Origin of the sequence: Hymenobacter negativus, assembly GCF_016056375.1 — a bacterium.
Taxonomy (GTDB): Bacteria; Bacteroidota; Bacteroidia; order Cytophagales; family Hymenobacteraceae; genus Hymenobacter; species Hymenobacter negativus_A.
On sequence record NZ_JAEDAE010000015.1, the window covers coordinates 1 to 14,651 of the forward strand.

At 61.5% G+C, this 14,651-nt stretch carries 8 protein-coding genes and 2 tRNA genes; 9 read left to right on the forward strand and 1 reads right to left on the reverse strand.

Annotated features, from left to right (window positions below; translation table 11 throughout):
* Positions 1–125: 125 nt before the first annotated feature.
* A complete protein-coding gene (locus I7X13_RS20710; protein WP_198076951.1) occupies positions 126–1,034 on the reverse strand; it encodes a TerB family tellurite resistance protein in 909 nt (302 codons plus the stop codon).
* Positions 1,035–1,287: 253 nt separating this feature from the next.
* On the opposite strand from I7X13_RS20710, the gene I7X13_RS20715 reads away from it, so the two are divergent.
* From I7X13_RS20715 to I7X13_RS20755, 9 genes are all read left to right on the forward strand, one after another.
* Positions 1,288–1,362: transfer RNA gene (locus tag I7X13_RS20715), tRNA-Val, on the forward strand.
* 114 nt (positions 1,363–1,476) lie between these two features.
* A tRNA-Val gene (locus tag I7X13_RS20720) sits at positions 1,477–1,554 on the forward strand.
* Between the two features lie 255 nt (positions 1,555–1,809).
* Entirely contained in the window at positions 1,810–2,919 is a 1,110-nt protein-coding gene (locus tag I7X13_RS20725; RefSeq protein ID WP_198076952.1) for a cytochrome-c peroxidase, read from the forward strand.
* Positions 2,920–2,995: 76 nt separating this feature from the next.
* Entirely contained in the window at positions 2,996–3,772 is a 777-nt protein-coding gene (locus I7X13_RS20730) for an MbnP family protein (protein ID WP_198076953.1), read from the forward strand.
* A 113-nt stretch (positions 3,773–3,885) separates the two neighbouring features.
* Positions 3,886–5,517, forward strand: a complete 1,632-nt coding sequence (locus I7X13_RS21975) for a DUF6377 domain-containing protein (protein ID WP_198070048.1) — start codon at positions 3,886–3,888, stop codon at positions 5,515–5,517.
* 531 nt (positions 5,518–6,048) lie between these two features.
* Positions 6,049–9,126, forward strand: coding sequence for a SusC/RagA family TonB-linked outer membrane protein (locus I7X13_RS20740; protein ID WP_198076954.1), 3,078 nt, complete (start codon positions 6,049–6,051; stop codon positions 9,124–9,126).
* A 23-nt stretch (positions 9,127–9,149) separates the two neighbouring features.
* The gene (locus tag I7X13_RS20745; protein ID WP_198076955.1) at positions 9,150–10,796 is read left to right on the forward strand and encodes a RagB/SusD family nutrient uptake outer membrane protein; all 1,647 of its coding nucleotides are present in this window, start codon (positions 9,150–9,152) and stop codon (positions 10,794–10,796) included.
* Positions 10,797–11,083: 287 nt separating this feature from the next.
* Positions 11,084–12,256 carry a T9SS type A sorting domain-containing protein gene (locus tag I7X13_RS20750; protein ID WP_198076956.1) on the forward strand — a complete coding sequence of 391 codons (1,173 nt, stop codon included), beginning with the start codon at positions 11,084–11,086 and terminating at the stop codon, positions 12,254–12,256.
* A 119-nt stretch (positions 12,257–12,375) separates the two neighbouring features.
* Positions 12,376–14,598, forward strand: coding sequence for a T9SS type A sorting domain-containing protein (locus tag I7X13_RS20755; protein ID WP_198076957.1), 2,223 nt, complete (start codon positions 12,376–12,378; stop codon positions 14,596–14,598).
* The last annotated feature ends 53 nt before the right edge of the window (positions 14,599–14,651 follow it).

Here is a 14,651-nt window from a genome sequence, read left to right on the forward strand (position 1 = left end):
TGGTGGAGCAGCACGGCGGCCTGTTTGCCGGCGCGCCCGTGGTGGCGGCCCCGGTGGCCAAACCCTAACCACTGATTGGCCTGGATTTTTCGGATTCCACGGATTTTGTGGGCGAATTCGCGTGCCTAACGGCCGCCAAACAAGCCGCCGAGCATTCCGCCCAGGCCACCGTTCAGCAGACCGCCCAGGCCCGAGCCGCCGGCGCTGGCCGGTTGCGAGTTGGGCCGCCCGCCCAGGCCGCCCAGAATGGACATCATCGAGCCCAGCCCACCGCTACCGATGGCCGAACCCTGCTGCGGCATATTGGCCGTGGCGTTGGAATTGCCACCGCCCAACAGGCCACCCAGCATGCCGCTGCCCAGCAAGCCGCCGAGCAGGCTGCCCATGCCGCTATGCGCCGCCCCGCCCAGCAAGCCACCCATGCTGCCGCCCAGCAAGCCGCCGCCGGAACTGCTCTGGTCGCCGTAGCCGCTTTGATTCTGGCTGCCGCCGCTCATCACTTTCGAAATCACCATTGGAGCCACCACGCCTAGCAGGCCGGCCATAAGCGCACCCTTGGGAATGCCAACATTGGAGAGTTTATCGCCGATGCTGCTCAGGAATCCGGTTTTGGCCGGGTCTTGCGGGTCGTGGGGGACGCTGGCGGCTTGGTCCACCACGGTTTCGAGGGTTTGCTTCTGCTCAGGGTTGATGCCGAGGTACTGAGACATTTTGCTAATCATGGCCTCCTCATCGTTGGCATACGAGCCATCGGCGCGAGCAAAGCTGATGAGGTCGGTGACGAGCGAGAAGCGTAAATCACTGTTCTTGAGAACGTCCAGGTTCTGCTGAATGCTCTGATTGGTGGCGTCCTGTGCAGCGGCCAGCACCTGCTGGGTAGCCCCGCCCGACAAGCCGGCCTGCTGGGCCAGCGCTTGCAAAAATTGGCCTTCGGCGCCCGAGGCCTGCCGGTCGGCAGTGGCCAGGCTGGCAATGGCGCTTAGGTAAGCAGTTTTTTCTTGTTCTGAATAATTCTGGAGGAGTTGGGTATCCATCGGATGGGGGTGTTGAGTGAGAAGTTTGTTCCAACTCCTTAACGCGGGCGCCCGGAATACGTTGCTTTCCTGCAGTGGCGCCGGCCGCACAGTTTTTTTCTGAAATCAGGCGAAAATTTCTTGCGCTGAAAATGAATTTGTTGCTTCCGGATTTAAGCCAAAAACGAAAAAATATGCGCCCAAATGCAGCGGAGGGTTTTGTGTTTCCAAAAAGTCCTCCCATCTTTGCAATCCCAAACGGAAACAACCACACGGGGGATTAGCTCAGCTGGTTCAGAGCATCTGCCTTACAAGCAGAGGGTCGTAGGTTCGAACCCTACATCCCCCACACTGATAAGCAGCCACTTGGATTAATATCTGAGTGGCTGTTTTCTTCTAAAACGGCCTCCTGGTTTGCGCCGGGGCTGCTGCACCTGCTGATAGGGCGTGCAGATTTTTTAATGGGAGGTTAGCTCAGTTGGTTTAGAGCGCTTGCTTCACACGCAAGAGGTCGAAGGTTCGAATCCTTTACTTCCCACCAGTAACACTAACAGCCACTCAGACGCAAGTCTGAGTGGCTGTTTTGCTTTTGACGCAGCTTCGGAATGCAGTGGTTGCCAGTGGGCTATGCGCTGCTGATACAAATTTGGATGGTAACGGCATCTGCTAGCAGCAGGAGCCGGTGGGCAAGCGCGTCTTATTGCATGGCTGGAGGACGAATCAACTTTTTTTGTTCATTGATACTATTTCAATATATTTATATGTAAAATCGTGTTGAAGGACAGACATAAAGCGTATGAAATCGCAGCTCTATTTATTGCTTTCGGCGCTGCTGTTCTTGCTGCTAGTGGCTGGAGCGCCGCCCAAATCGGCGCTTCCAACCGAAATAGGGCCGTATGCGCTGAATTACCCCGCTTACTTTGGGGATGAGCTGGCCCGGTACCCCAGCAACCCTATGACGAAGGAAGGCGTGTTTTTGGGGCGCATGCTGTTTTACGAAAAGCGGCTGTCGGGCAACAATAAGATGTCCTGTGGTACCTGCCACCAGCAAGCCCGGGCCTTTACGGATGGCAAAGCAGTCAGCCGGGGCATCGACGGCAAGGAAGGACGCCGCAGCGCCATGTCGCTGGTTAATCTGTTGTGGGTGCGCAACTTGTTCTGGGATGGGCGCGCCGCTACGCTCGAAGAACAGGCCGCCGTGCCCATCCAGGATTCGCTGGAGATGCACCAGTCGCTGGAGCAGGGCGTGGCCAAACTGCAGCGCACCAGCATCTACCCGCCGCTATTCAAGCTGGTTTTTGGCAGCGAGCAGATTACGAAGGAAAACCTGGTGAAAGCCATTGCCCAGTTCGAGCGGACGCTTATTTCCAGCAATTCGCGCTACGACCAGTACCTGCAGGGCAAATACCAGCCCACGGGAGCCGAACTGACCGGCTCGATTTTGTTCATGACCCACCCTACGCCGGAAAACGCCCTGCGCGGCGCCAACTGCGGCGACTGCCACGCCGGACCGAAGACCTTTATGGACTACTTCCACAACAACGGGCTGGAGGCAAACCCCAAAGACGTAGGCCGGGAAGGCGTGACTAAGCGCTACCAGAACCGCGGCATGTTCCGCATCCCGAGCCTGCGCAACATTGCCCTCACGGCCCCTTACATGCACGACGGTCGGTTTAAGACGCTGAGCGAAGTGCTGGACCACTACAACGAGCACCTACAGCCCAGCGCCACGCTGAGCCCGCTGCTCATCGAAGCCACCAACCAGCGCGGCGGCAAAAGCCTGCTCCTGACGCCTGAAGAAAAAGAAAGCGTGCTGGCATTCCTGAACATGCTGACGGACTCGACTTTTATCACCGACCCCCGTTTTTCCGACCCCTTCGTCAAAGCCACGGCGAGCCGAAAGTAGGAGCGCGCACGGGCCAGCCTGGGGTTGCGGGCTGGATAGGAGCGGTTTGTATTCATCTTTTTAGCGAGCAGATATCATGCGACTGATGATATGCGCGGGCTGGGCAATAGCAAGTCTGGTAGCGGCTTCGTTCCGGGTGCTGCCCCCGGACCCGCCGGCGGCACCAACGGCAGAGGTCCGCGTGCGGGTTCGGAATGTGTTTGGGGCCGAGCGGCTGCAGCTGCACCAGTCCTACACTACCCTGCCGGGCGATGTAGTCGAGCTGACCCGGTACGCCTACTACCTAAGTAACCTGCGCCTCCAGCGCGCCGACGGGACGGAATGGCGAGAGCCGCGAAGCTGGCACCTATTGGAAGTGGACGAAGACGGCACTTCTGATTTCACGTTTGTCCTGGCGGGCGTGCCGGTAGGCGAGTACACGGCCATTGGCTTCGCCGTGGGGCTGGATAGCCTGGTGAACCACGGCCCCGACCGGGCGGGGCCGCTCAACCCGGATTTTGGCATGTTCTGGCAGTGGGAGTCTGACTATGTATTTCTTAAATGCGAGGGGTACTTCCAGAAGCCCGCCCGCGAGCTGGGGGCCTTCGTGTACCATGTGGCCCGCGACGGGTGCTACCGCCCCGTGACCCTGCCGCTGGCACCTGGCCAGCTGGTGCTCAGCGCTGGCGCGGCGAAAACCGTGGAAGTCACGGCTGATGCCCGGCAGCTTTTTGGTGGTTTTCCCAAGGCCGGGCTGACGCTGAAGCTCGCGCAGGCTGATTCAGCAGCCAGCATTATGGCCGGCCGCAACGCGGCGGGGCTGGCCGACAACTATGCCCGAATGTTTTCGGTGGGGAAGGTGCTCAGCCAATAGCGCGGGGCGCACAGCCAGCGGAGCCGCTGAGGATAAGTGGCGCCTGCCGCATCGCATCAACAATCTGTTACTTTTGGCCCTTGCACTGCCCGAATACCTGCTTGTTGTCTCCCGTGAAGCTCTTTTTACTCCTGTGTGGCCTGCTCTTTGGCGTGGCTCCTGTTTATGCTGCGGTAAGCACGGGCACGACCGACAGCCTGCTAATCGAACTAAACCGGGTACTGGACCATAAGAAGGAGTACGACTCGCAGCGCCTGAATCGCATTGCCGAGCTCACGGCCGAGTTTGCCTCGGCGGAAGCAAACGACAACGCAAAGTTTGACCTGGGGCTGCGCATTTACGATGAATACAAGGCGTTTAAGTACGATTCGGCCTTTGTGTACTGCCAGAAGGTTATTCGGCTGGCCAATCAGCTGAAGCAGCCCGAGAAAGTAGAGGTGGCTAAGCTGAAGCTGGCTTTTGTGTTGCTCTCCTCGGGCCTGTTCAAGGAAACCTTTGAAACGCTCGAGGGCATCAACCCAACGCTGCTGAAAGAGGCGGACAAGCAGAGCTTTTATTTTCTGAAAGCCCGGGCCTACAGCGACCTGGGCGATTTCAACCAGGACCAGGTATACCGGCCCACGTACTATTCTAAAGCATTGGCCTACGCCGATACGGCCCTGCAATACGCCCGCCCCGGCTCCTACGAGTACCTGTCGGTGCAGGAGTTTCGGGCGCAGAAAACCAACAACCTGAAAGCGGGCGCGGCCGTGTACCAGCAGATTCTGCGCCTGCCGCACCTCACGCTGCACCAGCTGGCCGTGAGCGCCAGCACCACGGCCTACCTCTACGAGCTGGCCGGGCAGACGGATAAGGCTGTGGAGTTGCTGCTGGTGTCGGCCATCGCCGACGTGAAAACGGCCACCAAGGAAACCACGGCCATCTTCAAGCTCTCGGACTACTGCTACCGCCAGGGCGACCTGAAAAACGCCTACACCTTCATCAGGGAGGCGCGGGAAGATGCCGCGTTTTACAAAGCCCGGCAACGGCAGATTGAAATCAGCCACGTCTCATCCATCATTGAGGGACAGAAAATCAATATCATTGAAAATCAGCGCAAGTCGCTGAAAACCTACGCCATTATCATGACGCTGCTGGCGGGCGTGGTCATTGGGTTTGCCGTTATCAGCTTCAAGCAGCTGCGGAAGGTGCGCAAGGCCGACCGGGTGATTTTTGCCACCAACCAAGAGCTACGCGAGCGCAACGAGGTGCTGCGGCAGCTGAATGGCGACCTGAACGAGGCCAACAAGATTAAGGAAGAGTACATCGGCTTCTACTTCCACAACAACTCGCAGTACATTGACAAAATCGAAACTCTGAAGAAGCGGCTCGACGCCCTGCTGGCCAGCAAGCAGTACGCTGGCGTGCAGAAACTGGTGGATGGCGTGAACATCAAGACCGAGCGCAACGAGCTATTGAAGGGGTTTGACACGGTGTTTCTGCGGCTGTTTCCCAACTTCATCGCGCAGTTCAACGCGCTGTTCAGTGACGAGGAGCGGGTGAAGCTGACCGACGACCAGCTGCTGACCACGGAGCTGCGCATCTTCGCCCTCATCCGCCTCGGCATCGATGACAGTGAGCAAATCAGCCGAATGCTGGGCTACTCCATCAACACGATTTACACCTACAAGACCCGGGTGAAGAACCGCTCGTTCCTGCCGAACGAGGAATTCGAAGCGCGCATTCAGGCCATTCAGGCCGTCTGAAAAGTGAGGCTTTTGCTCAGCGGCTGTAGCCAAGCAGCACCTGATTTATGATGAGGTGAGTAAGCGCACACCGGAGCGAAGCGAGCAAAAATTATAGCTCGAGGTGGGGCTGCGATGGAGGCTCGGAGATGGTGATGGACAATAAGAGCGACTGCTTTAGCGGGGTGTAAATAAGCTGAACTTTGGCGGCTGTTTTAAGAGGCTAAGGCCTCTTTTTTTGTATGAAATGGAAGGCGAAACGGCTATACACGGTCAATATTTTAAGAGGTATTATTTGGGGTAATGAATTGTATGTGAAAGGGTAAACGGTGTGGGAGGTTAATATTTTTCATACTGTGGTTTGACAAGTTTCGGTGGGGTAGGGGTAACTCTAGTTTTGCCCGGCAAGCTCCCCCAAACGATTGTCGAAAATGGCTGGAACCGCTGACTCGGTTCGTGGCTCGGCGGGGGAGGGCCGCGCTGCCATCGGCTGATTTATTGCCCGGCAGCGGGCCGCCGGCACTACGATTAGCCACCATTAAACTCCCACCCATGCTGCACCCGTTACCTCCTCTGCTTACTGCCCGCTTGCTGCGAAAGTCGCTGCTGACTTCAGCGCTGGGCGCTTTCGTTATGAACGCCGCGCTGGCGTACCCGGCGGCCCTGGCGACGCCACTGGCCGGCGCGGAAATGCTGGCCGGCGGCACCATCACCGGCCGCGTGGTGGATGCCAAGGGCGAAGGCATTCCGGGCGTCACCGTGATTGTGGAGGGCACCACGCTGGGCTCCTCAACCGATGCGGCCGGGGTCTTCAGTATTGCCAACGTGCCCGCCGGGCCGCACACGCTGGTTTACTCGTCCATCGGGCTGAACTCGGTGCGTGTGCCAGTGACCGTGAGCGAAGGCCAGACCATTCAGCTAGCCGCCACGGCCCTGAGCGAGAATGCTACTGCCTTGAGCGAGGCGGTGGTGGTGGGCTACGGCACCACCCGCCGCCAGGACGTAACCGGCGCCGTAACCACCGTGACCACCAAAGACTTCGTGCAAGGCCAGGTGACTTCACCCGAGCAGCTGGTGCAGGGCAAGGTGGCCGGCGTGCAGATTACGACCGGCGGCGGCGCACCCGGCGAGGCCAGCGTGATTCGCATTCGCGGGGGCTCGTCGCTGAATGCCAGCAACGACCCGCTCATCGTCATCGACGGGGTGCCGGTTGACAACCAGGGTATTAGCGGGGCGGGCAACCCGCTGTCGCTGGTGAATCCGCAGGATATTGAGAGTTTCACGGTGCTCAAGGATGCTTCGGCGACGGCCATTTATGGCTCGCGGGCATCGAATGGCGTCATCCTCATCACCACCAAGAAAGGGGTGGAAGGGGAGAAGATGCATGTGAATATCAGCTCGCAGGTGTCGCGGGCCACGAACTATGGCAAGGTGGACGTACTGAGCGCCGACGCTTACCGCACGCTGTTTGCCCAGGCCAAGCTCAACGGCAGTATTCCGGCTTCGACGCCCTCTTACCTGGGCACGGCCAATACCGACTGGCAGGACGCCATCTATAAAACGGCCTGGACCACGGACAATAGCGTGAGCCTGAGCGGCAGCGCCAAGCACATGCCCTACCGCATTTCGGTGGGCTACCTCGACCAGGACGGCACCCTGAAAACCGGCAACCTGAAGCGGAACTCGGCCTCGCTGGGCCTGTCGCCGCGCCTGTTCGATAACCACTTGCGCATCGATGTGAACGCGAAAGGCACCTGGGCCGACTACCGTTTTGCCGACCAGGGCGCCATTGGCGGCGCGGCGCGCTTCGACCCCACGCAGCCGATTTACGACAGCAGCCCGAACGGCTTCAATGGCTATTTCGAATGGAAAGCTGGCGCGATTCCGAACGATTTGAGCGACCGCAACCCCGTGGCGCGCCTCAACGACAAGCGCGACAGGAGCACGGTGCTGCGCAGCATCGGCAACGTGCAGTTCGACTACAAGCTGCACTTCCTGCCCGACCTGCACGCCAACCTAAACCTGGGCTACGACCTCTCGCGCAGCAACGGCACGGTGTTTATTCCGGCGGCTTCGTCGTTGGCATTCAGTACCATGGGTCAGAATACTTCCTACCGCCAAGAGAAGAACAACAAGCTGCTGGAAGCCTACCTCAACTACAGCAAACAGCTTGGCGACCACCACGTGGAGGCGCTGGCGGGCTACTCGTACCAGGATTTCTACACCTACTCGCCGTTCCGCTTTGGTTACAAGGCCGATGGCTCGCGGGTGAATCCGCTGTTGCCGGCCGAAAACCCCTTCAAGACGCAGTACACGCTGCTGTCGTACTACGGCCGCGTCAACTACAATTTCCGCGACCGGTACCTGTTCACGGGCACGGTGCGAGCCGACGGCTCGTCGCACTTCCGCAACCCGTGGGGGTATTTCCCGGCGGCTTCGGTGGCCTGGCGCATCAACCAGCAGAGCTTCCTGAAGGATTCCCGCACGGTTTCGGACCTGAAGCTGCGCGTGAGCTTCGGCCGCACGGGCCAGCAGGACATCACCAGCGTGGCCGGCGACTACCCGTACCTGGCCAAGTACAGCCTCAGCTCGCCGTCGGTCAGCCAGATTTTTGGCACCGATACCATTCGCACCCTCAAGCCAGCCGCCTACGACGCCAACCTGAAATGGGAGCAGACCGATACGTATGACGCAGGCCTGGACTTCGGCTTCCTGAACAACCGCTTCACCGGTTCGGTGGACGTGTACCTGCGCAAAACCAGCGACCTGCTGGCCGTGGTGCCCATCCGGGCCGGCACCAACCTCTCCAACACGGTGCTCACCAATATCGGCAACCTCGAAAACCGCGGCGTGGAGCTGGCCCTGAACTACAACGTGCTGCAAGGCGAGCGCCTGAACTGGTCGGTGAATTTCAACGCCACCGTGAACCGGGGCAAGATTACCAAGCTGCTGCTGGCCGAAGACCCCAACTACCTGGGCACGCCCACGGGCAACGTCGGCAACTTCCAGTTTGTGCAGGTGAATGCCGTGGGCTACGCGCCCAACACTTTCTTCCTGTACCAGCAGAAGTACGAGAACGGCAAGCCGCTGCAGGACCTCTCCTCCAGCACCAGCACGGTGCAGTACGTGGACCAGAACGGCGACGGCCAAATCAACGACCGCGACAAGGTGTACGGCAAGAACCCCGCGCCCAGCGCCATTTTCGGGTTCGGCTCGAACCTGAGCTACGGCAAGGCCAGCTTTGCCTTCACGGTGCGCTCCAACGTGGGCGGCTACATCTACAACAACGTGGCCGCGGGCCAGAACAACTACTACGGCCTGAATACCACGCACAACTACAACTCGAACGTGGTGCCCGCCATCTACAACACGGGCTTTGCTAACGGGCAGCCCTACAGCGACATCAACCTGGAAAGCGCCTCTTTCGTGCGCCTGCAAAACGTGACGCTGGGCTACGATTTCGGCAGCCTGCTGCGCGCCGGCACCACCCTGCGCCTGAGCCTGGCCGGCCAGAACCTGCTGCTGCTCACCAAGTACTCCGGCCTCGACCCGGAGCGCTCCAACGGTATCGACAGCAATTTCTACCCCCTTCCCCGCACCGTGACGCTGGGCGTCAACGTCGGCTTTTAATCATCCTCACGCTGCATTCTGATATGAAATCCCACCCCATTCTGCGCCGCGCCGGGCTCGTATTTGCCGTGGCGGCGGCCGCGCTTACCGGCGGCCTCACGGCCTGCAACAAGGACCTGCAACGCGAGCCCTTCTACGACCTGAACACCGAATCGGTGTACCGCGACCCGGCCAACTACATCCAGGTGCTGGCCAAATGCTACGCCTCGCTCAACCTGTCGGGCAACTCGGGTGCGCCCGACGTGTTTGCCGGCCAGGGCAAGGACGAAGGCGAAACCGCCTATCTGCGTGCCTACTGGTACCTGCAGGAGCTGCCCACCGACGAAGCCGTAGTAGCCTGGAACAGCCCGCCGCTGCAGGAGCTGAACAAAGCCACCTGGACCTCGGGCAACGACCTGATAAACAACTGTTACACGCGCATTTTCTACACCATCGCGCTGTGCAACGAGTTCATCCGGGAAACCAGCGATGACAAGCTCGGCAGCCGCGGCATTACTGGGGCCAACGCCGACAAGGCCCGCACCTACCGGGCCGAAGCCCGCTTCCTGCGCGCCGTGGCCTATTCGCACGCCATCGATTTGTATGGCAATGTGCCCTTTGTGACCGAGGCCGACCTGCCCAGCAAGCAGCTGCAGCCCCGGCAAATCAAGCGGGCCGAGCTGTTCGACTACATCACCCAGGAGCTGCGCGACATTCAGCCGGCGCTGCTGGCTGCCCACCAGGCCCCCTACGGCCGCGCCGACAAGGGTGCTGCCTGGGCCCTGGCCGCCAAGCTCTACCTGAACGGCAACGTGTACACGGGCCGCACCACCACGGCCGCCTACGACAGCTGCCTAGTGTACTGCAACAAGATTCTGACCAAGCCCAGCTACGTGCTGGCCCCGGAATACCGGCTGCTTTTCCTGGCCGATAACAACGTGACTTCAGCTTCGGAAATCATCTTCCCGCTGGAGAGCGACGGGCTGGTATCGCAGGTGTATGGCGGCACTACCTACCTGGTGCACGCCGCCGTGGGCGGCCGCATGCTCAACACCGGCTTCGGCATCAACAGCGCCTGGGCCGGCAACCGCACCCGCAAGAACCTGCCGCTGCTGTTCCCCACGCCGGCCAGCGGCTTCGATACCCGGGCCATGTTTTTCACCACGGGCCAGAACCTGGAAATCAACGACCTGACGGCCTTCACCGACGGCTACGCCGTGACGAAGTGGCGCAACAAAACATCCACCGGCGCCAACGGCAACGACCCGCAGCAGATTTTTGTCGACACCGATTTCCCGCTCTTCCGCCTGGCCGATGTGTACCTGATGTACGCCGAAGCCGTGCTGCGCAACGGCCGGGGCGGCACTCAAACCCAGGCCCTGGCCTACGTGAACCTGCTGCGCGACCGCGCCTACGGCAACACCCCCGGCACCACCGACGGCCACGTAACCACCGCCGAGCTCACGGCCCCCGACTTCATCCTCGAAGAGCGCGCCCGCGAGCTGTACTGGGAAGGCACGCGCCGCACCGACCTCGTGCGCTTCGGCAAGTTCACGGGTTCCACCTACCTGTGGCCCTGGAAAGGTGGCGTGAAAGCCGGCCAGAGCATCGACGCCAAATACAACCTGTACCCCTTGCCATCCACCGACATCGTGGCCAACCCCTCGCTGGTGCAGAACCCCGGGTACTAAGGCATGACTGTTATTCCGACCGCAGGGAGGAATCTGACTCAAATGGTCGGAAGACTTTTCTCAGATTCCTCCTTCGTCGGAATGACAGGCAATGCTCGCAACTGCATAATGGTTTGGGACTTAGTGTCTGGGCGCTCTCGGTGGGAAACCGGGTGGGAACCTCGGAAGACATTGGGAATTGTCAGCTGATTGAGCAAACCCAGGCACTAAGTCCCAAGCCCCTTGCCGGGGCTACCTGCCCCGGCCCGTCATTTTCCATTCCCACTCACTTTTTCAGCTTTTCACTCATGAACAAAACGTTTACGCTCGCTTTCCTCGCTGCTTTGGGCGGGGCTACTCTCAGCGCCCGCGCCCAGGTGGTGCTCGACGGCGTCATCAATGCCAGCGAAATTGGTGCGGGCGGTAAGTATGTGTCGCTGGGCGCATTCAGCCCGGCGCACGTGGGCAACGCCGGCTTCGGCAACGCCGGCCTGCTGCGCATGTACGGGGCCAACACCGCTACCAAGCTCTACATCGCGCTGGCCGGTACCATCGAGGTGGGCGGCAATAACTTCCAGCTCTATATGGACTTGCCGAATAAATCCGGCGTGCCGGTGGGTACGGGGCTGCCCGGCATTGCGGGCGCTTCCACGGTATTCGGCACCTTCGGGGGCGGCAGCATCGGCGGCACCAAGCTGGAGCTGGAAGCCGACGCGGCCATTGCCACTACCGGCAACATGGACGTGCAGGCGGCCATCTACACGGCCACCACGGGCGTGGCCAAGTCGCTGGGCGACGGCATCAGCACGCCCGCTTCGAACGACGGCGTGGCCAATACCATCCCGCCGTCCTCGACCACGGGCGTGTACAGCCTGTTTGCCGGTACCCGCGTGGCCTACAAGGCCCCCAGCACGCCCACCATCGACATCACCAGCAACCCCGGCAATGCCAACGGCGGCGGCGCGGGCTCCTACGGCCTCGAATACGAGTTCAACCGCACCTCGCTGGGGCTGCCCTCGGGCGCGTCCATCGTGCGCGTGTTTGCGGGCTACGTGAGCGGCGACGCCTACTGGTCGTCGGACGTGATTCCGGAAATCCCCGGCAACGGCAACAACAACCTGGGTTTCAGCCCCGACTTCACCAACCAGACGCTGTATCCCGGTACCCAGGCCGCCACGCTCAACGTGGTGGTAACCAGCACCCGCCAGGCTGACGACGCCGTGGTGGCCATGAGCGTGTTCCCGAACCCGGCGCAGGGCGAATCGACCATTTCCTACCAGGTGCAGGGTGGCACGCAGGCTGTGGCCGTGCGCGTAACCGACCTGCTGGGCCGCGAAGTCCGCACCCTGCTCGAGGCCAAGCAGCCCGCCGGCTTCCACGATTTCAAGGTGTCGACGAACGACCTGTCCACCGGCATCTACCTGGTGAAAGTGCAGGTGGGCGACAAAGTAGCCAACCGCCGCCTGGAAATAACCCGCTAGTCTTCAACGCGCCGCATATGGGGCCGGCTGGGTCCGATGTGCGGCGCATCAATTTATCCACCGCGCCCCAGCCATTGAATGGCCGGCCGCTTTCGCAAAAGTCCTTTCCCGTTTTGTCTATGCTTTCTTTCCTTCCTCAAAAAACCGCTTTACGTTTCCTCGGGCTGGCCGCTACCGCGCTGGGCCTGAATACCACGGCCCAGGCCCAGACCCGCGTGCTGTTCGTGGGCAACAGCTTCACGCACGGGCAGTACACGCCGGTGCTGAACTACAACTCCGGGGCCGTCACGGATTTGAACTACAACCTGCCCGCTGGCAACCCGCGCGCCCACGATTCGGGCATGCTGGCGGCTTTTGGCGGCATCCCGGGCATTTTCAAGAAATTCACGGTGCAGACCGGGTTGAACTACGACGTGCAGTTGGAGGCGGTAAGCGGCAAGACGCTGGAATTCCACCACACCAACGCCTTGTCATTGATAGCGCAGCCGGGCTGGGACAAAGTGGTGTTGCAGGAGCAAAGCACTCGGCCGGTGCCCAGCACCCGTGGCGGCAACCTAGCCTTGTTCTACGACTATTCCACCCGCCTGGAGCAGGCCATTCACGCGGCTAACCCTGCCGCGCAGGTGTACCTGTACGGCACCTGGGCCCGCCCCGATTACACCTACCCCGCCGGGTCGCGCTACGTGGGCTTGCCTCTCGACTCGATGGCCCAGGACCTGCACCGGGCCTTCTACCAGGCCTTTGCCACCAACGGCCACTTCGCCGCCGTGGCCCCGGTGGGCGACGCCTGGATGCGCGCCATTACCACCGGCATCGCCACCCGCAACCCCTACACGCCTGACCCCGCCAAAATCAACCTCTGGAATGTCGACTACGTGCACCCCAGCACCACGGGCAGCTACCTGAGCGCGCTGGTGCTGTTTTACCAGCTCACCAACGTGGACCCGCGCACCCTCGGGGCTAGCGAGCAGGCAGCGGCGGCGCTGGGCATTGCGCCCGCTACGGCCGTTACGCTGCAGCAGCTGGCCTACCAGCAGGTGACGTCACCGACCACTTCCATGGCTTTCACGCCCGGCAACGTGGCCGTGGTGCGGGTGGGCGATGGCTCGGCCACGCTCACCACCGCCGCTACCCCGGAATTTGTGGACGAGTACACGCTGGGCGGCGCGCTGGTGCGCAGCATTGCCATGCCCACCGCCGACAACGGAACCGTGCGCGCCTTTACCAACAGCGGCACGGCTACTTCGGACAACATTACCCGCTCGGTGGATGGCCGCTACCTGCTACTGACCGGCTACAACGCCGTGCCAGGCACAGCCGGCATCGTGACCAGCACCAACAGTGGCACCACCAACAACCGCCTCGTGGCCCGCATCGGCACCGATGGCAGTGTGGACACCAACACCCGCATCAACGACGCCTTTTCGGGCACCAATGTCCGCACGGCGGTGAGCACCGACGGCAGCGCGTTTTACGTGTCGGGCGGCAACAGCGGCATCCGCTACGTGCCCTTCGGCAACGCCGGGGCCACCACGGCGCTGAGCACCGGCACGGTGACGAACTTCCGCATCCTGGGCATTGCCGGCGGCAACCTCTACGCCACTTCGGCCGCCAATTCCAACTACGGCCTGAACCAGATTGGCACCGGGCTGCCCACGGCGGCCGGCGCGGCCACGGCGCTGCTGCCGGGCTTCCCCACGGCCAGCGGCCCCAGCTCCTACGGCTTCTACTTCGCCGATTTAAGCACTACCATTCCTGGCCTCGACGTGGTGTACGTGACCGATGACGCCAGCACCGGCGGCATTCAGAAGTGGAGCTTGGTGGGCGGCACCTGGACGCTGAATGGCACCATTGGCGGCAGCACCACGGCGCTGCTGCGCGGCCTCACGGGCCAGCGCATCGGTACGGCCGTGCAGCTGATTGCCAGCGGGGGCGGCGGGCTCTACACCGTGACCGACCAGGCCGGCTACAACGCCGCTCCGAGCATCACGGCCCTGCCCGCGCCCTTCGTGCCGCTGCCCGCCAACACCTCGTTTCGGGGTGTGGCGCTGGCGCCGGTAGCCACGGCGCTGGCTGCTGCTAAGTCGGGCGCTGCGCCCGAGGTAGGCGTATTCCCCAACCCGGCCACCGACCAGCTCACCGTGCAGCTTGGCGGGCTGGTCAGGCCGACTGGCCCCGTACGCGCCACGCTGCTCAACCTGCTGGGCCAGGTGGTGGCCGAGCAAAAGGGCACGGGCAACACCTTCACCTTCGGGCTGGCCGACGTGGCCAACGGCGTATACCTGCTGCGCCTGCAAACGGCGGCCGGTGTGAGCAGCCGTCGGATAGAAGTGCGGCGGTAAGCCGTTCAACGACGAGACGCATACTTGCGTCTCGTCGTTGAACGGCCAGGACG